This is a genomic window from Streptomyces sp. NPDC055815, from assembly GCF_053616475.1.
Window position 1 is genome coordinate 1 of the sequence record NZ_JBSHDU010000069.1, and the last position, 18,658, is coordinate 18,658.

Annotated in this window: 15 protein-coding genes; 4 read left to right on the top strand and 11 right to left on the bottom strand. The window is 73.2% G+C overall.

Going from position 1 to position 18,658, the window contains the following annotated elements; genetic code table 11:
* The first annotated feature begins 395 nt into the window (after nucleotides 1-395).
* Nucleotides 396-1,313 carry a factor-independent urate hydroxylase gene (gene pucL / locus ACWGN5_RS32230; protein ID WP_453521839.1) on the top strand — a complete coding sequence of 306 codons (918 nt, stop codon included), beginning with the start codon at nucleotides 396-398 and terminating at the stop codon, nucleotides 1,311-1,313.
* A gap of 9 nt (nucleotides 1,314-1,322) precedes the next feature.
* Here pucL and crcB (ACWGN5_RS32235) read toward each other — a convergent pair whose 3' ends face one another.
* Nucleotides 1,323-1,676, bottom strand: coding sequence for a fluoride efflux transporter CrcB (crcB, locus tag ACWGN5_RS32235; RefSeq protein WP_453521841.1), 354 nt, complete (start codon nucleotides 1,674-1,676; stop codon nucleotides 1,323-1,325).
* Complete coding sequence (crcB, locus tag ACWGN5_RS32240; protein ID WP_453521844.1) at nucleotides 1,673-2,089, bottom strand: fluoride efflux transporter CrcB; 417 nt, start codon at nucleotides 2,087-2,089, stop codon at nucleotides 1,673-1,675. The genes crcB (ACWGN5_RS32235) and crcB (ACWGN5_RS32240) overlap by 4 nt, the downstream gene beginning before the upstream one ends.
* 398 nt (nucleotides 2,090-2,487) lie before the next feature.
* Here crcB (ACWGN5_RS32240) and ACWGN5_RS32245 point away from each other — a divergent pair, with 398 nt between their 5' ends.
* On the top strand, nucleotides 2,488-3,750 hold the full coding sequence (locus tag ACWGN5_RS32245; protein ID WP_453521846.1) for an IS701 family transposase: 1,263 nt from the start codon (nucleotides 2,488-2,490) through the stop codon (nucleotides 3,748-3,750).
* A gap of 76 nt (nucleotides 3,751-3,826) precedes the next feature.
* On the opposite strand, the gene ACWGN5_RS32250 is transcribed toward ACWGN5_RS32245, so the two are convergent.
* From ACWGN5_RS32250 to ACWGN5_RS32265, 4 genes are all read right to left on the bottom strand, one after another.
* Nucleotides 3,827-5,842: a helix-turn-helix domain-containing protein gene (locus tag ACWGN5_RS32250; protein ID WP_453521848.1), complete on the bottom strand. Its 2,016-nt coding sequence runs from the start codon at nucleotides 5,840-5,842 to the stop codon at nucleotides 3,827-3,829.
* A gap of 146 nt (nucleotides 5,843-5,988) precedes the next feature.
* Nucleotides 5,989-6,924 carry an AfsR/SARP family transcriptional regulator gene (locus ACWGN5_RS32255; protein WP_453521849.1) on the bottom strand — a complete coding sequence of 312 codons (936 nt, stop codon included), beginning with the start codon at nucleotides 6,922-6,924 and terminating at the stop codon, nucleotides 5,989-5,991.
* Between the two features lie 311 nt (nucleotides 6,925-7,235).
* Complete coding sequence (locus ACWGN5_RS32260; protein WP_453521851.1) at nucleotides 7,236-7,694, bottom strand: anthrone oxygenase family protein; 459 nt, start codon at nucleotides 7,692-7,694, stop codon at nucleotides 7,236-7,238.
* A gap of 33 nt (nucleotides 7,695-7,727) precedes the next feature.
* Nucleotides 7,728-9,320 carry a vWA domain-containing protein gene (locus tag ACWGN5_RS32265; protein WP_453521852.1) on the bottom strand — a complete coding sequence of 531 codons (1,593 nt, stop codon included), beginning with the start codon at nucleotides 9,318-9,320 and terminating at the stop codon, nucleotides 7,728-7,730.
* A gap of 215 nt (nucleotides 9,321-9,535) precedes the next feature.
* Between ACWGN5_RS32265 and ACWGN5_RS32270 the strand changes: the two genes are divergently transcribed.
* Entirely contained in the window at nucleotides 9,536-10,255 is a 720-nt protein-coding gene (locus ACWGN5_RS32270) for a DNA-binding response regulator (protein WP_453521854.1), read from the top strand.
* Nucleotides 10,256-10,258: 3 nt separating this feature from the next.
* Here the strand turns inward: ACWGN5_RS32270 and ACWGN5_RS32275 are convergent, their stop codons facing one another.
* Entirely contained in the window at nucleotides 10,259-11,131 is an 873-nt protein-coding gene (locus ACWGN5_RS32275) for an ABC transporter permease (RefSeq protein ID WP_453521856.1), read from the bottom strand.
* Nucleotides 11,128-13,845, bottom strand: a complete 2,718-nt coding sequence (locus tag ACWGN5_RS32280) for a CocE/NonD family hydrolase (protein ID WP_453521859.1) — start codon at nucleotides 13,843-13,845, stop codon at nucleotides 11,128-11,130. Before ACWGN5_RS32280 ends, ACWGN5_RS32275 begins: the two co-directional genes overlap by 4 nt.
* Nucleotides 13,846-13,970: 125 nt before the next feature.
* Between ACWGN5_RS32280 and ACWGN5_RS32285 the strand changes: the two genes are divergently transcribed.
* A complete protein-coding gene (locus ACWGN5_RS32285; protein ID WP_453521862.1) occupies nucleotides 13,971-14,393 on the top strand; it encodes an N-acetyltransferase family protein in 423 nt (140 codons plus the stop codon).
* 70 nt (nucleotides 14,394-14,463) lie between these two features.
* Here the strand turns inward: ACWGN5_RS32285 and mmsA are convergent, their stop codons facing one another.
* Genes mmsA through iolB form a run of 3 tightly spaced genes read right to left on the bottom strand, consistent with a single transcriptional unit; the run spans nucleotide 14,464 to nucleotide 18,649 of the window.
* Complete coding sequence (gene mmsA / locus ACWGN5_RS32290; RefSeq protein ID WP_453521864.1) at nucleotides 14,464-15,966, bottom strand: CoA-acylating methylmalonate-semialdehyde dehydrogenase; 1,503 nt, start codon at nucleotides 15,964-15,966, stop codon at nucleotides 14,464-14,466.
* A gap of 14 nt (nucleotides 15,967-15,980) precedes the next feature.
* Complete coding sequence (gene iolD / locus ACWGN5_RS32295) at nucleotides 15,981-17,831, bottom strand: 3D-(3,5/4)-trihydroxycyclohexane-1,2-dione acylhydrolase (decyclizing) (RefSeq protein ID WP_453521866.1); 1,851 nt, start codon at nucleotides 17,829-17,831, stop codon at nucleotides 15,981-15,983.
* Nucleotides 17,828-18,649: a 5-deoxy-glucuronate isomerase gene (iolB, locus tag ACWGN5_RS32300; RefSeq protein WP_453521869.1), complete on the bottom strand. Its 822-nt coding sequence runs from the start codon at nucleotides 18,647-18,649 to the stop codon at nucleotides 17,828-17,830. Before iolB ends, iolD begins: the two co-directional genes overlap by 4 nt.
* Nucleotides 18,650-18,658: the final 9 nt, after the last annotated feature.

Sequence of the window (18,658 nt, forward strand, 5' to 3'; positions counted from 1 at the left end):
ACCAGCGCGAAGACCGCGATCGTGGTGACGACGAAGGCCACGTCGGCCATCGTGAGCTCCCGGATGAAGGAAGAAGGAAGAACGGATTCTCGGACCAGATGAGGAAACCTCTTCCTGCTTCGCCCACCGCCGCCGTTGACGTGCCCCTAACGCCGTCAATGCCCGTCTTGACGGTTCTCGTACGGCCGGGACCCCCCTGACCGCACCCATTGCCAGCCATCCGGAACGGACATATCTTCGAGCCGACACCTACGGACCGGGATGCTCGTCAGTCCCGGGGCGGTCCGCCGTTCACGGGCCGGACGGCGGGGAGTGACCTCCAGGACGACGGAGGGCGCTGGACGCCGGGCGTACGGGATATCCGTATCCACGTACCCGCAGGAGCTGAGCAGCACATGAGCAAGCACGTCCTCGCCCAGAACCAGTACGGCAAGGCCGAGAACCGCATCGTCACGGTCACCCGCAAGGGCAACGACGGCGCGTGGCACGAGATCCGCGACCTGAACGTGTCGGTGGCCCTGCGCGGCGAGTTCCGCGACGTCCATCTGACCGGCGACAACGGCAACTGCCTGCCGACCGACACCACCAAGAACACGGTCTACGCCTTCGCCAAGGAGCACGGCGTCGCCTCCCCCGAGGCCTTCGGCATCCTCCTCGCGCAGCACTTCGTGTCCTCCCAGGCCGTGATCCACGAGGCGCAGATCCGCGTCGAGGAGTACGCCTGGGAGCGGATCTCGGTGCCGAGCCGCAAGGAGCAGCACTCCTTCTCCCGCAAGGGTCAGGAGGTCCGTACGGCGCAGATCACGTACTCGGAGACCAGCGGCCTCCAGGTCCTGTCGGGCCTGAAGGAGCTGACGGTGATGAACTCGACCAACTCCGAGTTCCACGGCTTCATCAAGGACGAGTACACGACGCTCCAGGAGGCGTACGACCGCATCCTGGCCACCAAGGTGACCGCCCGCTGGGCGAATTCGGCCTCGGCGGCCGGCAACCCGGAGCACGACTGGGACGCCTCGTACGCGAAGGTGCGGCGGCACATGCTGGAGGCGTTCGCGGAGACGTACAGCTACTCGCTGCAGCAGACGCTGCACGCGATGGCGGACCGGGTCCTGGACCACGTCTCCACGGTCAACGAGGTCCGGCTCAACCTGCCGAACAAGCACCACTTCCTGGTGGACCTGGAGCCGTTCGGCCTGAAGAACGACAACGAGGTGTACTTCGCGGCCGACCGGATGTACGGCCTGATCGAGGGCACGATCCACCGCCAGGGCGTCCAGCCGGTGATCGCGACCAGCGACTGGATCACCGCCTGACCCCGCGGGTCACCCCGGCCTGGCCGTCTCCACTCCCAGCCATACGGCTCCGAGTCCGGCGGCCAGGCTCCCGGCCGCGTTCAGCACCGCGTAGCCCTTCGCCCCGTTCTCGTACAGCCGGAACGTCTCGTACGAGAAGGTGGAGTACGTGGTGAGGGCGCCGCAGAAGCCGGTGCCGAGCAGCAGGTGGGCCTGGGCGGAGGAGACGCCGGTCAGGAGTCCGAGGACGAACGACCCCACGACGTTGACGGCGAAGGTGCCCCAGGGGAAGACCGAGTCGTGGCGGGCCTGGACCGCGCGGTCGGTGAGATAGCGCAGGGGTGCGCCGACGGCGGCCCCGGCCACGACGAGCAGCCAGTTCACGCGGGCCGCCCCCCTCTCCGTACGAGCACCCGGGCGGCGGCGACGCCCGCCCAGACGGCGGCGAGGGCGGTGAGCAGGGTCCCGCCCAGATAGAGGAGGCCCCGGGTCGGGTCGCCCGCGCTCAGCAGGCGCTGGGTGTCGAGGCTGTACGTCGAGAAGGTGGTGAACCCGCCGCAGAAGCCGGTGCCGAGGAAGGGCCGGAGCAGCGGGTGCGGGGCGGTCGTGGTCTCGGTGAGGAGGACCATGAGGACGCCGAGCACGGCGCAGCCGGAGGCGTTCACCGTGAGGACCGTCCAGGGGAAGGCGCCGTCGGGCGTGGGCCAGGCGAGCGAGGCGCCGTAGCGCGCGGCCGCGCCGAGGGCGCCGCCGGCGGCGATCACCGCGACGACCGGCAGTTCCTTCCGCAGCGCCATGCGCCCAAGGTTAAGGGTCGCGTCGGGCCGCGGTGGCGCGAGGCGAGGCGCACAGGCGCGGTCCCCGGCCTGGGGCATTAACCGCGGTCCGGCCCGTGCAGCCTCGCTCTGCGATGGTCCGGCCACGCCGTGCGACGGGTCAAAGCGGGGCCGGCGAGTCTGTCAGATCCCCCCGCGGGGTATCGCCCCGCTGTTCCCGGGGTGGGTGGGGAGCCTTGACGGGGGTCCGTGACCGGGCGGTGGCGGGGTGTCTGACCTGCGCGGACGGAGGGGGAGGTGGTCCGGCCACCATCCGGAATCCATTTCGGGTGCCGGGTACACCTCGTCCCGGGGTGCGGGGGCGGGCGAAGGTGGTGGAGCAGCGGGAGGGAGCTGCGCAACCTTCGGGCAGGAGTGTCGTGAGTACATCCGTCGCAACCAAGCGCAGGGCCGCCACCGGGGCCGTCGCCCCGGCCGTGCCCCTGGGCGTCGTCAGGTCCTCCGGCGGCGCGGCCGATTCGCGCGAGGACGTCTACGCCGAGCTGTGTGCCGCGCTGTTCTCCGGCTTCCCGCGCCGCGACCAGCGGCTGAAGGCCGAGCAGTACCTGCACGGTCTACTGACGGCGCAGGGCCGCAAGTCGATCCGGAACATCGCCGCGCAGATCGGTGGTCCCGCGGCCGAGCAGAGCCTGCACCACTTCGTCTCCAGCTCCACCTGGGACTGGCAGCCCATGCGGGCCGCGCTCGCCAAGTACCTGGAGCGGAACGGCTGCCCGCAGGCGTGGGTGGTGCGGCCGATGCCGATCCCGAAGGCCGGAGAGCACTCGGTGGGCGTGGACCGGCGGTTCGACCCGGAGCGCGGTCAGGTCTTCCACGGTCAGCAGGCGTTCGGGGTGTGGTTCGCGAGCGACGAGCTGAGCGTGCCCGTCAACTGGCGGCTGTTCCTGCCGGATCCGTGGGTGAACGACCGTACGCGGCGCGACCGCGCGGAGGTTCCGCAGGAGGCCGGCGAGGAGACGCTCGAGGAGTGCGCGGTCGCGGCGGCGCTCGACACCGCCCGCTGGACCGACGTCACCCGCAAGCCGGTGCTGCTCGACATCCGGGGCGGTGCGGGGCGTGCGGCCCTGACGCGGCTCGCCGGGGCGGGCGTGCCGGTGGTGGCCCGGATCAACCCGGGTTCGCGGCTCGCGATCGCCGACCGTTCCCTTCCGGGCTTCGGTGCGGGTCCGCTGTCGGCCGTGCAGATCCTGGAGTCGCTCAAGGGGCTGCGCAGGCCGGTGAGCTGGGTGGACACGGTGGCGGGGGCGCGGACCTCGCGGACCTCGCTGGCGACGGCCGTCCGGGTCGCGCTGCCCACGCCGGGCGGGGAGCGGATGCGTCCGCTGGTGCTGCTCGGCGAGTGGGACGACCCGCGGCGGGCCCCGGCCCGGGTGTGGATCAGCGATCTCACGAACTCCCCGGTCGGGTCGCTGGTGCGGATCACCAAGCTCGCCCGCCGGGTTGAGCGGGACTTCGTGGAGGTCGGCGAGGGCGCGGGGCTGCGGGACTTCGTGGGCCGTTCGTTCCGCGGCTGGCACCGTCACATCACGCTGGCCTCGGCGGCCCACGCGGCGACGGTCATGGCGGGCGGCTGGGACGCGGCGTACGACACGGGCTACGTCGCGCGACGCTCGGCGAGCTGAGGACCGGTCGGGTCCGGCGGGCCGGCGGGATCCCCCAGGCTCAGCCGGATCCCCCCGGCTCAACCGGCCCCCAGGCTCAGCCGGATCCCGCGGGTCCTGTCGGTCCCGCCGGGCCGCGGCCGCGGGCCAGGACCTCTCGGGTGCGCTGGAGGCGCAGGGCCAGCTGGACCTCCAGGACCTGGCCGGGCTTCTGCCATTCCGGGCCGAGGAGTTCCCCGATCCGTTCCAGGCGGCGGGAGACCGTGTTGGGGTGGACGTGGAGCGCCTCGGCCGCGTTCGTGGGGCTGCCGCCGGAGGCGAAGTACGCCTCCAGGGTGTGGGTGAGGTCGGTGAACCGCTCGGCGTCGTAGTCGAGCACGGGCCCGATCGCGGCCTCGACGAAGCCGTCCACGTCGTTGTCGTCGGAGAGCAGCAGGCCGAGGAAGCCGAGGTCCTGCACGGAGGCCGCGGAGCCGGTGCCGCCGAGCGCGCTCATGGCGTCCAGGCAGCGGCCGGCCTCCTGGTGCATCCGTCCGACGCCGTCGGGGCTCTGGGCGGGTCCGGCGGCGGCGACGGAGACGGGGTGCCCGAGCAGCGGGGACAGTTCGGCGGCGACGGCCTTGGCGGCGGCCGAGGCGTCGATGCCGGGGAGCAGCAGCACGATGCAGCCGCCCTGCACGGTCTTGAGGCCGCAGAGGCGGTACGCGTACGAGGACGCCCAGACGACCGCCCGGCCCTGCTCGCCGCCCTCGGGCCGGGCGAGCACGAGGACGTGCGGTTTGCGCAGGTCGACGCCGAGGCGGCGGGCGCGCTGGGCTATCTGCTGCGGGGCGTGCGGCGGGTCGGCGATGAGGTCGTCGAGGAGTTCGTCGCGGACGGGTCCTTCGGCGACGGCGGTGGAGCGGCGCATCAGGAGGAGGAAGGCGACGGACTGGGCGGCGAGTTCGAGGAGGCGTTCGTCCTCGCCGGTGAGGCCGCCGGCGGCGCGGATGACGAGGCCGCCGAGGTCCTCGGAGCCCGCGATGACGGGGGCGACCCAGGTGTCGTCGGCGGCGAGGACCGGGCGGCGGCGGGCGTGGGCGTCGAGGGAGGCCTTGGCGACGGCCTCCTCGTCGAGGCCGGGGATGTCTCCGGCGGTGGCGAGGGTGCGGCCGCCGGGGTCGCGGATCAGCACGGTGGCGTCGAGGGCGTCGCCTGCGGCCTTGGCCACGTTGCACAGGTCGCCGCCGGCGAGGACGAGGTTCATGATGCGGCCGTGGGCCTCACTGACGTGCCGCATCCGGGTGAGGCTGGTGCGGACCCGGGAGCTGTCCCGCTCCAGTTCGGAGACCTCGGCGCGGGTGCGGTCGAGGAGGCCGGCCTTGTCGACGGCGAGGGCGGCGAGGTCGGCGAGTCCGGCGAGGAGCGCGATCTCGTCCGGGGTGTGGTGGCGGACGCGCCGGTCCGCGCCGTAGAGGGCGCCGATGACGGTGTCGCCGCTGCGCAGCGGCGCGGCCACGATGGCGTGGAGTCCTTCGGCGCGCAGGGCGGATTCGGCGGTCTCGTCGAAGGCGGGGGCGTGGACGCCGGCGTCGAGGGAGCCGGAGGGGGCGAAGCGCTCGTCGGCGAGGTAGTCGGCGGTCCAGACGGGTTCGCCGTGGAGCTGGACGGCGCCGCCGAGTCCGTACCCCTCGGCGATCCGGAGTCCGGGGGTGAGGCGGGGGCCGGGGCCGGTGGCCGTGCGGGAGCCTTCGGTGGTGTGGACGTAGCTGGCGCCGTGCGGGCCGCGCAGGGTCACATAGGCGAGGTCGAGGTCGAGGAGCCGCCGGGCGCGGCGGGTGATGACCCGCAGCAGGCTGTCGAGGTCGTAGGAGAGGGTGAGGTCGCGGGCGGTGTCGGTGAGGGTGGCGAGTCCGGCCTCGCGGCGGGCGTCGCGGGCGTGTGCGGCGCGGACCTCGCCGGCGAGGTCCACGGCCCGTTCCAGGCGGTGGAGTTCGGGGCCGGTCAGTCCGGTCTCCCGGGCCTCGTCGAGGAGGGTGTCGAAGCGGGCGGGCGGGGCCTGCCGGGCGAGCAGTTCGAGGACCGTGAGCAGCGCCTCGGCACCACCGGCTTCGTCCGCGCCGTGCGAGGTCATGGCCCTACTCCCGTAGTTGAGCGATAAATCGGGCACCTGGGAGGAAAACCCGTACTGCTCGCCGAAAGTAATTCGGCTTCGGGAGTCGGTCAACGGTGAGTTGCCGCACTTCATTCCCCGTGGCGTCGCGGTCGTCCTGTCGGGGGTCAGCCGACGGAGCCCACGGGGACGAGCCGGGCGCGCGCGGGGTCGTACGGCGCCGTGGCGTAGTGGGCGGGGGCGTACGGGGCGGGGCGGCCGGGGACGTACTGCGCGGGGATCCGCGGCGGGTACACGGGGCGGCCCGCGGTGTCCCGCACGGCGAGGACCGAGCGCTGGAGCCTGCGGAGCCGCGCGGAGGGTTCCATGCCGCTCTCGCCCTTGAGGTTCCTGCGCAGCCGCTCGTACACGACGAGGGCCTCGTCGTGCTGTCCGCAGCGGAGCAGGGCGACCATGAGGTGGGCGTGGAGGGGCTCGTTGGCGCGGTAGCGGGCGACGAGTCCGGTGAGTTCGGAGACGAGTTCGACGTGCCGGCCGAGACCCAGCTGGGCTTCCATCCACTGGTCGAGGACGCTGAGCCGGGAGGTTTCGAGGCGTTCGATCTCCCTGCGGAGCCGGGGTCCCGCGGCGACGCCCGCGTAGGGTTCGCCGCGCCACAGGGCGAGGGCCTCGCCGAGGCGGAGGGCGGCCCGGGACAGGTCGCCGGCCTCCATGGCCCGGTAGCCGGCGCCGGCGGCGCGCTCGAACTGCCAGACGTCGTGGGGGCCGCCGCCGGTGTCGAGGCGGTAGCCGCCGGGCTGGGAGACGAGGATCGCTTCGGCGCTGCGCCGGTCCGACCAGCCGGGGCGCGGCTCCGCCGGTTCGGTGTCGCGCAGGGCGGCCGCGATGAGGCTCCGCAGCCCGGCTATGTGTGCCTGGAGTTCGGCGCGGGCGCCGCGGGGTGCGCCGGACGGCCACAGCTCCTCGGTCAGGACCGTCACGGGGACGACCTGGTCGGCGCTGGCCGTGAGCAGGGCGAGCAGCTGCCGGGGCGCGGCCGCCGTCGGGGTGATGGACACCCCGTTCTCACGTACCGACAGTCCCCCCAGAATCCGGACGTCCACCTTGCCCCCTCATGCCTGTGCGGTGTCTGCGCGCGGGTTGACTCTCGATGATTAGAAAAGACCCCCGTAGGCATGTCAATAAGAAACCGGAGGGTACGGAACGAGACTCCCGGATATCGTGGTGATTCACCCCGTTCGTCCATATTTCTGGGCGTCAGGTTTTCGTCACAGGCGCAGATCTTGTCCCTACCGAGAGGCTGTTTCAGGACGCGGGGGTACGGTTTCCCGGGGTCCTCGGGGATGCCGGGAGGGTCGACACGCGCGAGTTCACGCCAGAAACCAGCACTCGGGTACGGTTCCCCGGCGGGTCCCTACAGCACCGCGGCGGCGGTGAGCAGCCCGAACGCGAGGACGATCAGGGCCGTACGCACGCGGTGGAAGCCGTTCCAGCGCTTCTCGAAGGCGGCCCGCACCGCCGCCGGCTCGTCCTGGGAGGCGGCGAGCGCGTTGTTGAGCGGGACGTTCCCGCCGACGGTCACCGCGTGGTTGAGGACCGCGCAGACGAGCCCCGCGAGGACCAGCCACTTCTGGGTGTCCGTCCGCCCGTCCTGGGGGACGAAGAACGCGGCGGCGGGGAAGGCGATCACGCCGAGGAAGACCGTGAGGAACACGGCCTTCGGCACGTACTCGTTGATCCGGCGCATCGCCGTGACGAACTCCGGGTCCGTCAGCCGGGCGAGCGCGGGCATGATCCCGGTCTGGAAGATGAGCAGGAAGCCGGCGTAGAGCCCGGTGCTTCCGACGGCGAGGGCGAGCAGCAGGGTGGCCATGCGGCCATTCTGACCCGCTGCCCGCCCCGTGCGTCAGCTGTACGGGTCACCCGACCTCAACTCGCCCTCCCCGGAAGGGTTCTCACCCTCCCGGGGGCCGAGCAGCCCGGAGGCCTGACGGAGGGCGTCGGCCAGCTCGCGGACCACCGCGGAACCCGAGCGGTCGGCGATCGCCCCGGCGCGGTTCGTGAGCGCCGGGAGGCCCGGGGCGCCCGGCAGGTCGCCGCCGCGCAGGGCGTCCGCGAAGTAGGCCGTGATCGCCGTCAGTTGCAGGCTGTCGTGGCCCTCGCCCCAGATGTCGCCGGTCAGCGCCGCCGTCCCGACCGTGCCGGAGCGCTCGTGCGGGGCCCGGGACTGCGGGTCGAGCCAGCGGACCGTCGCGGTGGCGACCGTCCCCGTGGTCCCGGGCCGGGTCTTCACCGCGTAGAGCGCGGTGACCGTGTGGCCGGCCCCGATCTCGCCGCCGTCCACCCGGTCGTTCCGGAAGTCCTCGTCGGCGACCTCCCGGTTCTCGTAGCCGATGAGCCGGAACTTCTCCACGGTCCGCCGGTCGAAGGCGACCTGCGCCTTGGCGTCGCGGGCGCGCAGCTCGACATGGGCCGGCAGCTGGTCGACGAAGACCTTCCGGGCCTGCGCCGAGGTGGAGACGTACGTCGTCTGCCCGTCGCCCTTGTCGGCGAGCCGCTCCATGAAGTCGTCGCCGTACTCGCTGCCGACGCCGACGCCGAAGAGGGTGATCCCGTACTCCCTGCGCTCCTCGTCGATCCGCGCGAGGATCGACTCGGCCTCGGTGTCACCGGTGTTGGCGAGCGCGTCGGAGAGCAGCACCACCCGGTTGGTGGCGCCCTTGCGGTGGCCGGCGACGGCGACGTCGTACCCGGTGCGGACGCCCGCCTCCACATTGGTGGAGGAGCTCGTCGCGAGGGCGTCGACGACCTCGCGGATCCGGCCGCGGGCCTCCCCGACGCGGGTCATGGGCAGCTTGGTCTCCGCCTCGTCGCTGAAGGTGACGAGCGCGATCGAGTCGTCGTCGCGCAACTGGCCGGCGAGCAGCCCGAGGGACTCCTTGACCAGGTCGAGCCGGCCCGGCTCGTCCATCGAGCCGGAGACGTCGACGACGAAGGTGAGGGCGGCGGGCGGGCGTTCGGCCGTGCGGTCGGCGCCCCGGGTGGCGAGCCCGACGCGGACCAGGGACCAGCCGTCCCGCCCGGCGCGGGCCCCGTCGAGGGTCACGCTGAAACCGTTGTCCTTCGGCCGCTCGTAGTCGGGGCGGAAGCTGTTGACGAACTCCTCGGGGCGCACGGTCGTCGGGTCGGGCAGCCGCCCCTCGGCGAGGGTGCGGCGGGCATAGCCGTACGAGGCCGTGTCCACGTCGAGCGCGAACGTGGACAGGTAGTCGGGGGCGGGCGCCGGCGAGCGCTGCTCGCCCTCACGGGGCGCGGCCGTCCGGCCGTCGGGGGCGGCGGCGCCGCCCTTGGGCGCCCGCGTGCTCGACCGGTCGCCGGCGCTTCCGCCGCCGCTCGCGGAGCAGCCTGTGGCGGCGAGGCCGGCCGCGAGCAGCGTCGCGACCACGGCCGGGAACCGGGCCCGGTGGCGCCGGGCCGTCGGCCTGTCGTGTCGTTCCATCTCATCTCCCCCTCTTCGTCGGGCACTTGTGAATGTGACGAACGAGAGGCCCGCTGGGAGCAGTCGAAGGAGTTGCGGATGGATCTCGATGCGGCAACGGCGACACGGGTGAAGCCGGGTGGCATGGATTCGCCATCCTTTTCAACAGGGGTTGTCACCGTGTGCAGTCACATGCGTACATGGAGTGGACATCGATCGGGCGGGGGTGGTGAGCGGTGGCAGAGAGCGCGGGCTCCGTGATGCTCGCCCGTTCGGCGATGAACCGGGCCGCGACCGAGGGACAGCGGCCCGCCGGGCGGCCGGTCCGGGGCGCGCGGCGCATCAGTGCCGCGCTCGCCGGGCTGGCCGCCTCCACCCGGCACGAGTTGCTGACCTTCGACGACCCGGTCGCCTCCGCGGGCTTCGCGATCCCCGAGCCGTTCCTGGAGCTGGCGGGAGCGTGCATGCGGGCCGCGGCGGAGCGGGCCGAGGAGGTCAGACGGATCGTCCCGCGGCACGCGCTGCCCCGGCTCGAAGGGGGGCTCCGGATCCCCGGCCGGGCCCGCCTCGCGGAGGCCATCCCGTTCAAGATGATCCTCGTCGACCGGACGGTCGCCGCGGTCCCGCTCGATCTGGAGCTGCTCTACAACGGGCTGCTGCTCATCCGGGACCCGGTGGTGGTGCAGGCCCTCGTCCGGGCCCATCACGCCTGCTGGGCGGCGGCCGAGGACCTGACGTACGCGGCGCCGCCTCCGCCGCCGCCCGGTGATCTGCCGCACCAGCTGCGGCCGGTGCTCGACGCCCTCCTGTCGGGGGTCACGGACGAGACGGCGGCCGCCCGGCTCGGCATGTCCGCGCGGACGTACAGCCGCAGGGTGGGCGAGCTGATGGCGGCCCTCGGCACGACGAGCCGCTTCCGCGCGGGCGCGGAAGCGGCTCGGAGGGGGTGGTTGTAGGGCCTAGGACACGATGTCCTTGCGGGCGAAGCCGCGGAAGGCGAGCGCGAAGAGGACCAGGGCGTACGTGAGGGAGATCGCCGTGCCCTTCACCATGCCGCCCCACTCCAGCTGGGGCTGGAGCGCGTCGATCCAGGCGAACTGCCAGTGCGCGGGCAGGAAGTCACGCCAGTCGCCGAGCGCCGTGACGGCGTCCAGGACGTTGCCGACGATGGTCAGGCCGACGGCGCCGCCCACCGCGCCGAGCGGGGCGTCGGTGCGGGTGGACAGCCAGAAGGCGAGGCCGGCGGTGACCAGTTGGGAGGCGAAGACGAAGACGACGGCGATCCCGATCCTGAACAGGGCGTCCCCGGCGGGCACCGAGCCGCCCGTCGGCAGCAGGAGCGGCCCCCAGCCGTAGGCGACCGTGCCGGCCGCGAGGGCCACGAGCGGGAGGAGGACCATCGCGGCGGCGCTGTAGGCGAGGGCGACCGCCAGCTTGGAGGCGAGGAGCCGGGAGCGCGGGACGGGCGCGGCGAGCAGATACCGCAGGGAGGACCAGCTCGCCTCGGAGGCGACCGTGTCCCCGCAGAACAGTGCCACCGGGATGACGAGGAGGAAGCCGGCCGAGACGAAGAGGCAGGTCGCCGCGAAGTTGGCGCCGGAGGCCGTCGCCGTGTCCATCAGGGTGATGCGGCCGTTGCGGTCGCCGTCGGCGCCGCCGATCGCGAAGGCCGCGATCAGGACGAAGGGCAGGGCGACGAGGATGCCGCCCATGACCATGGTCCGCCGGCGCTTCCACTGGCGGAGGGCCTCGACGCGCAGCGGCAGGGTGTGTCCGGGCCGGTAGCCGGGGGCACTCGTCTTCGGGGTGGGCTGGGTGGCCGTGGTGGTCACGCGGCTCCTCCGATCAGGGTGAGGAAGGCGTCCTCCAGACGCCGGTGGGGGCCGACGCCGGTCAGCGGCACGTCCAGGCGGACGAGTTCGCCGATGAGGGCGGTCGGGTCGAGGCCGTCGAGGCGGACCAGGAGCCCGCCGTCGGTGCGGGCGGCGGAGCCGACGCCCGGCAGGGCGCCGATCTTCTCGACCAGGGCGTCGGGGACGGTCTCCCCGAGGGTGACGAGCAGGGTGTCGCCGGAGCCGGTGATCTCGGCGACCGGTCCGGCCTGCACGAGCTGCCCCCGGTCCATGACGACCAGATGGGTGCAGGACTGTTCGACCTCGGCGAGGAGGTGGCTGGAGACGATGACGGTCCGGCCCCCGGCCGCGTACCGGATCATCACCTCGCGCATCTCGCGGATCTGCGGCGGGTCGAGGCCGTTGGTCGGCTCGTCGAGGATCAGCAGGTCGGGCAGGCCCAGCATGGCCTGGGCGAGGGCGAGGCGCTGCCGCATGCCCTGCGAGTAGGTGCGGACGGCCCGTTCGAGGGCGCCGCCCAGGTTCGCGATGCGCAGGGCCTCGTCGACGTGGGCGTCCTCGGCGGGGCGGCCGGTGGCCTTCCAGTACAGGTCCAGGTTCTCCCGGCCCGAGAGGTGCGGCAGGAAGCCGGCGCCCTCGACGAAGGCGCCGACGCGGGAGAGGACCGGGGCGCCGGGCCTGATGGCCTGGCCGAAGACCCGGATCTCGCCCTCGTCGGGGGTGATGAGGCCCATCAGCATGCGCAGGGTCGTCGTCTTGCCCGCGCCGTTCGGCCCGAGGAGGCCGAGGACCTGGCCCTGCTCGACGCGGAAGGAGAGGTCACGGACGCTGTACCGGTCGCCGCCTTTGTACTTCTTCGACAGGCCGGTGATCTGGAGGGGTACGGCGGCGAGTTCGGGCTCGGGCGCGGGGGCGGCCGTCCGGCGGCGGGCGGTGAGCAGCAGGGCGGCGGCAGCGGCGAGGCCGAGGAGCGGCAGGCCCCACACCCACCAGGGCAGGGCGGCGGCCTGGGTGGCGAGGCCGGGCGCGGTGGGCACGGTGAGCGGGCCCTCGACGGCGACGGTGTAGCCGGCGGGGACCGTCGGGGAGGCGTAGCCGAGGTCGGTGGCGGCGACGACGAGCCGCAGCCGGTGCCCGGCCTCCACCTCGTGGTCGATCGCGGGCAGCGTCAGCGTGACGCTCTTCCCGGCCTTGGCGCCCTCGACGCGGACGGGGGTGACGAGCTGGGCGGGCAGCACCTGCTGCCGTCCGTCGGGCCCCACGTCGTACACCTTGGCGAAGAGGACGGCGGAGCCGTCGGCGGCGGTGGAGGTGACCTTGACGCGGACGGTCGGCGTGCCGGTGATCCGTACCGCCTCGGTCTGCGGCTCGGCGTCGAAGCGGGCGTGCTGGCCGGGGAAGTCGAGGGAGAGGCCGACGCCCAGGGTGGAGAGTCCGCTGAGTCCGCCGCCGAGGCCGGGGACGGCGGAGACGGCGGGCGGTGCGGCGCCCGGCGGGTTGGTGAAGGTCTGCGGCGGCCCGTCGAGGGTGAGGCGCGTGGGGCCTGAGGTGAGTCCCGGGTAGTGGTCGGCGGTCGCGGCGCGCAGGGTGGCCTGCCCGTCGGTGGAGTCGACGCCGCCGGTGCGGCTGACCCGGAAGGCGGGGCCGGTGTCGACGGACGTGTCCCGCTTCAGCCAGCGGTCGAACCAGGTGCTGATGCGGTGTTCGACGCGCTCGGTCTCGCGGTCGCCGCCGTCGTGGCCGCCGGAGATCCAGTCGACGGCGACGGGCGCGCCGTTGGCCGTGAGGGCGCGGGCCATGGCGTCGGACTGGGCGAGGGTGAAGAGGGAGTCGGACTGGCCCTGCACGAGGAGCGCGGGCACCTTGACGCGCGCGCCGACGGCGGAGGGGCTGCGGGCTTCGAGGACGGCGCGGGCGGCGGCGTCGGGCTTCCCGGCGACGGCGACGCGCTGGTAGAGGGAGCAGAGCTCGGCGGTGAACCGGCCGCAGGACTCGTCCTTGCCCGGGGCGCCGGCCTGGGTCGGGGAGCCGCCCTGGGTCGGGGCGCCGCCCTGGGTCGGGGCGCCGCCCTGGGTCGGGGAGCCGGCCTGGGTCGGGGCGCCGGCCGAGAAGAAGATCCCGGCCCAGAGCTTCTTGAAGACGCCGTTCGGGAAGAGGGCGTCGGCGAGGTTCCAGTAGGTGATCTGCGGGGCGATCGCGTCGACGCGCGGGTCGTGGCCGGCGGCGAGCAGGGAGATCGCGCCGCCGTAGGAGGCTCCGGTGAGGCCGACGCGCGGGTCGCCGGGCTTGTCGAGGAGGACCTCGGGGCGGGCGGCGAGCCAGTCGATCAGCTTCGAGACGTCCTTGACCTCGTGGTCGGGGTCGTTGAGGCCGATCTCTCCGGTGGAGGCGCCGAAGCCGCGGGCGGACCAGGTGAGGACGGCGTAGCCGTCGCGGGCGAGGCCCTCGGCCTGGGCGCGGACGTCGTCCTTGGAGCCGCCGAAGCCGTGGCCGAGGAGGACGGCGGGCCGGCGTCCGTCGCCCGCGCCGGTGAAGTACGAGGTGTCGAGCCGTACCCCGTCGACGTCGAGCATCCGGTCCGCGCGGTGCACGGGCGGCGGATCGTCCTGGGCGACGGCGGTCCAGGTGCCGGCGCCCGCGAGGACGGCGAGCGCTGCGGTGACCGCGGCCCACCGGGGAAGTCGGAGTCGCATGGTGTCGAGCCTAGGGGCCCGGGCTGTGCGGCACGGCTGCCCGGAGACGGAAGTCCCGCACCTCCTGGAGTCGTACGCAGTACGGTCCGCGTACAGCAGGCGCGGTACGGACACAGGGAGACGGCGTGGAGATCCGGCGGGCGACGACGGTGGCGGAACTGCTGGCGGCGGAGCACCTGTACGACGGTCCGGCCCGGGAGGCGTGGGCGGCCCGCTTCCTGGCGGCGCCGGGCCACCTCATGCTGATCGCGTACGCGGAGGACGGCTTCCCGGCCGGGTTCGTGTCCGGGATCGAGATGCTGCATCCCGACAAGGGCGTGGAGATGTGCCTGTACGAGCTGTCGGTGGACGAGTCCCACCGGCGGCGGGGCATCGGGCGGGCGCTGACGGAGGCGCTGGTGGCTCAGGCGCGGGCGCGGGGCTGCCGGGGCGCGTGGGTGCCGGTGGACACGGACAACGAGCCGGCGCTGGCCACGTACCGCTCGGCGGGCGCGGTGGACGAAGGGGTGTTCGCGATGCTCGGCTGGACGTTCGACGGGGACGCCTGACGCGCAGGGGAAGGCCCCCGGGGTGTGCTGTCCAGCACCCCGGGGGCCGTTCGAGGGCCTGCGGGTCCCGTCAGTGGTTGCGCGGGAAGCCCAGGTCGACGCCCGCGGGGGCCTCGGACGGGTCCGGCCAGCGGGTGGTGACGACCTTGCCGCGGGTGTAGAAGTGCACGCCGTCGTTGCCGTAGATGTGGTGGTCGCCGAAGAGCGAGTCCTTCCAGCCACCGAAGGAGTGGTAGCCCACCGGCACCGGGATCGGCACGTTCACGCCGACCATGCCGGCCTGGACCTCCAGCTGGAAGCGGCGGGCGGCGCCGCCGTCCCGGGTGAAGATCGCGGTGCCGTTGCCGAACGGCGAGGCGTTGATGAGGGCCAGGCCCTCCTCGTACGACTCGGCGCGCAGCACGCAGAGGACCGGGCCGAAGATCTCGTCCTGGTAGGCCTTGGCGGAGGTCGGGACGTGGTCCAGGAGGGACAGGCCGATCCAGTGGCCGTTCTCGTGGCCCTCGACGGTGTAGCCGGTGCCGTCGAGGACGACCTCGCAGCCCTCGTCCGCCGCGCCGTGCACGTAGGAGGCGACCTTGTCGCGGTGGACGGCCGTGATGAGCGGGCCCATCTCGGAGGTCGGGTCGGTGCCGGGGCCGATCTTGATCTTCTCGGCGCGCTCGCGGATCTTCTGGACGAGCTCGTCGCCGATGGAGCCGACGGCCACGACCGCGGAGATCGCCATGCAGCGCTCGCCGGCGGAGCCGTAGGCCGCGGAGACGGCCGCGTCGGCGGCGGCGTCGAGGTCGGCGTCCGGGAGGACCAGCATGTGGTTCTTCGCGCCGCCGAGCGCCTGGACGCGCTTGCCGTTGGCGGAGGCGGTGGTGTGGATGTAGCGGGCGATCGGGGTCGAGCCGACGAAGGAGATCGCGGAGACGTCCGGGTGCTCCAGGAGGCGGTCGACGGCCACCTTGTCGCCGTGGAGGACGTTGAAGACGCCGTCCGGCAGGCCCGCCTCGGCGAGCAGCTCGGCGATCTTCAGGGACGGCGAGGGGTCCTTCTCGCTGGGCTTGAGGATGAAGGTGTTGCCGGTCGCGATGGCGATCGGGAACATCCACATCGGCACCATGGCCGGGAAGTTGAACGGGGTGATGCCGGCGACGACGCCGACGGGCTGGCGGATCGAGGCCACGTCCACGCGGTTGGACACCTGGGTGGACAGCTCGCCCTTGAGCTGGGTGGTGATGCCGCAGGCCAGGTCGACGATCTCCAGGCCGCGGGCGACCTCGCCGAGGGCGTCGGAGTGGACCTTGCCGTGCTCGGCGACGATCAGCTCGGCGATCGCGTCGCGGTTGGCGTCGAGCAGCGCGCGGAACTTGAAGAGGATCGTGGTGCGCTGGGCGAGCGAGGAGGTGCCCCAGGTCGCGAAGGCGTCCTTCGCGGCGGCGACGGCGGTGTCGACCTCGTCCACGGAGGCGAGGGCGACCTTGGTGGTGACGGCGCCGGTGGCCGGGTCGGTGACCGGGCCCCAGTTGCCCGACGTGCCCTCGACGGTCTTGCCACCGATCCAGTGGTGGACGGTCTTCGTCATGACGAGTTACTCCTTCAGAGATGGCGGCGTCGGGCGGTGACGTGCCGGTCGTACTCCTCGCGGGCCTTGACCGCCGACGGGCGGGTCGACGTCTCGGCCACGGGCACATCCCACCACGCCTGGGCCGGGGGCGGGCCCGACACACTGTCTGGCGTTTCGGTCTCGACGTAGACACATGTGGGATCCGTGGCCGTCCGCGCGTCCGCGAGCGCTTCCCGCAGGTCACGCACGGTGCGGGGGCGCAGGACCCGCATCCCGAGGGAGGCGGCGTTGGCGCCGAGGTCGACGGGGAGCGGCGGTCCCGTGAAGCTGCCGTCCGCGGCCCGGTGGCGGTAGTCGGTGCCGTACCGCTCGGCGCCGACGGCCTCGGAGAGCCCGCCGATGGAGGCGTACCCGTGGTTCTGCAGAATCACCAGTTTCAGTGGTAGCCGTTCCTGCACGGCGGTGACGATTTCGGTGGGATTCATCAAGTATGTACCGTCGCCGACGAGCGCCCAGACGGGCCGGCCGGGCGCGGCGAGGAGGACGCCGATCGCGGCGGGGATCTCGTAGCCCATGCAGGAGTAGCCGTACTCGACGTGGTACTGGTCCCGGGAGCGGGTCCGCCAGAGCTTGTGCAGGTCGCCGGGGAGCGAGCCGGCGGCGTTGATCAGGATGTCGCTCGGGTCGACCAGAGTGTCGAGTACGCCGAGGACCTGGGTCTGGGTGGGGCGGGCGTCCTCGTCGGGGACGGCGTACGCGGCGTCGGTCCGCTCCTGCCAGGCGGCCTTCGAGTGGAACCAGTCGGCGCGGGTCCGCCGGTGGCCGCCGAGCGCCTCGGTGAGCGCGGTGAGGCCCTCGCGGGCGTCGGCGACGAGGGGCAGCGCGGCCTGCTTGTGGGCGTCGAAGCCGGTGATGTTGAGGTTGAGGAAGCGGGTGCCGGGGCGGAAGAGGGTGCCGGAGGCGGTGGTGAAGTCGGTGTGGCGGGTGCCGACGCCGATGATCAGGTCGCCGGTGCGGGCGAGGGTGTTCGCGGTGTCGGTGCCGGTGTGGCCGATGCCGCCGACGTCGCAGGGGTGGTCGTACGGGAGGACGCCCTTGCCGGCCTGGGTGGTGGCGACGGGCAGTCCGGTGCGTTCGGCGAACGCGCGCAGCGCGTCCTCGGCGCCGCTGTACTTCACTCCGCCGCCCGCGACGACCAGCGGCCGTTTCGCGGCCTGTACGGCGCGGACGGCGGCGTCGAGTTCCTCCGTGGCGGGGCGGGGGCGGCGGACCCGCCAGACCCGCTCGGCGAAGAACTCCTCCGGCCAGTCGTACGCCTCGGCCTGGACGTCCTGGGGCAGGGCGAGGGTCACGGCGCCGGTCTCGGCGGGGTCGGCGAGCACCCGTACGGCGGCGAGGGCGGCCGGGATCAGGGCGTCGGGGCGGGTGACCCGGTCGAAGTACCTCGACACCGGGCGGAGGCAGTCGTTGACGGACACGTCGCCCGAATAGGGGACTTGGAGCTGCTGGAGGACGGGGTCGGCGGGGCGGCCGGCGAAGGTGTCGCCGGGCAGCAGCAGCACGGGGAGGTGGTTGATCGTGGCGAGGGCGGCGCCGGTGACGAGGTTGGTGGCGCCGGGGCCGATGGAGGTGGTGACGGCGTGCGCGGAGAGCCGGTTGCTCTGGCGGGCGTAGCCGACGGCGGCGTGCACCATGGCCTGCTCGTTGCGGCCCTGGTGGAAGGGCATGTGCTCCTCTTCGACCAGCGCCTGGCCGATCCCGGCGACGTTCCCGTGGCCGAAGATGCCCCAGGTGGCGGTGATCAGCCGTCGGCGGACGCCGTCGCGCTCGGTGTGCTGGGCGGCGAGGAAGCGGACGAGGGCCTGCGCGACGGTGAGTCTCATGCGTATCCCTCCGTGTGGTCCGGGTGGAAGCAGATCTTCCACTCCCTTTCGGGGCCCGGACCGGCCATGACGTTGAGGTAGTAGAGGTCGTGTCCCGGCTGGGCGATCGAGGGCCCGTGCCAGCCGTCGGGGACGAGGACCGCGTCGCCGCCCCTGACCTCGGCGAGGAGCTCGGCGCCGCCGGGCCGGGAGGGCGAGATCCGCTGGTAGGCGAGGCCGTGCGGGCCGGCGATCTCGTAGTAGTAGATCTCCTCCAGGACGGACTCGGCGCCCGGGCGGTGCTCGTCGTGCTTGTGCGGCGGGTAGGAGGACCAGTTCCCGCCGGGCGTGACGACCTCGACGGCGATGAGCCGGTCGCAGGCGAAGGCGTCGGCAGAGGCGAAGTTCCGCACGCTGCGGGCGCGGTTTCCGCTGCCGCGGGTCTCGACGGGAACCTCCGGCGCGGGGCCGTAGCGGGCGGGGAGTCGTCGCTCGCATTTCGCTCCTGCCAAAGCGAAGCGGCCTCCCGCGCCGGAGGCGATCTGGGCGTGGGCGTCGCGGGGTACGTAGGCGAAGTCGGTCACCCCGTCGAACACGCTCGTGCGGCCCAGGAGTTCGAGGATCTCGCCGTCGACGCGCACGCTACAGGCACCGGAGAGGGGAAGCACGACCCATTCGGAATCCCCGCTCTCGAAGGAGTGGATCTCCCCCGGTCCGAGGGCGAGGACGCGCAGGGCGGAGTACGTCCATCCGGCCCGCCCGGGGTCGACGGAGACGGCGTACGGACCGTGGGCGGCGGTCCCGGCGGGGAGGTGGAGGGACGAGGGAGCGGCGTTCATGAACCGATC

Coding starts and splice junctions, on each gene's coding strand:
- ACWGN5_RS32250 (WP_453521848.1), bottom strand. CDS start 5,842: ATGACCTCGCACGGCGCGGACGAAGCCGGTGGTGCCGAGGCGCTGCTC.
- iolD (WP_453521866.1), bottom strand. CDS start 17,831: ATGAGACTCACCGTCGCGCAGGCCCTCGTCCGCTTCCTCGCCGCCCAG.
- ACWGN5_RS32280 (WP_453521859.1), bottom strand. CDS start 13,845: ATGCGACTCCGACTTCCCCGGTGGGCCGCGGTCACCGCAGCGCTCGCC.
- mmsA (WP_453521864.1), bottom strand. CDS start 15,966: ATGACGAAGACCGTCCACCACTGGATCGGTGGCAAGACCGTCGAGGGC.
- pucL (WP_453521839.1), top strand. CDS start 396: ATGAGCAAGCACGTCCTCGCCCAGAACCAGTACGGCAAGGCCGAGAAC.
- crcB (WP_453521844.1), bottom strand. CDS start 2,089: ATGGCGCTGCGGAAGGAACTGCCGGTCGTCGCGGTGATCGCCGCCGGC.
- ACWGN5_RS32265 (WP_453521852.1), bottom strand. CDS start 9,320: ATGGAACGACACGACAGGCCGACGGCCCGGCGCCACCGGGCCCGGTTC.
- iolB (WP_453521869.1), bottom strand. CDS start 18,649: ATGAACGCCGCTCCCTCGTCCCTCCACCTCCCCGCCGGGACCGCCGCC.
- ACWGN5_RS32260 (WP_453521851.1), bottom strand. CDS start 7,694: ATGGCCACCCTGCTGCTCGCCCTCGCCGTCGGAAGCACCGGGCTCTAC.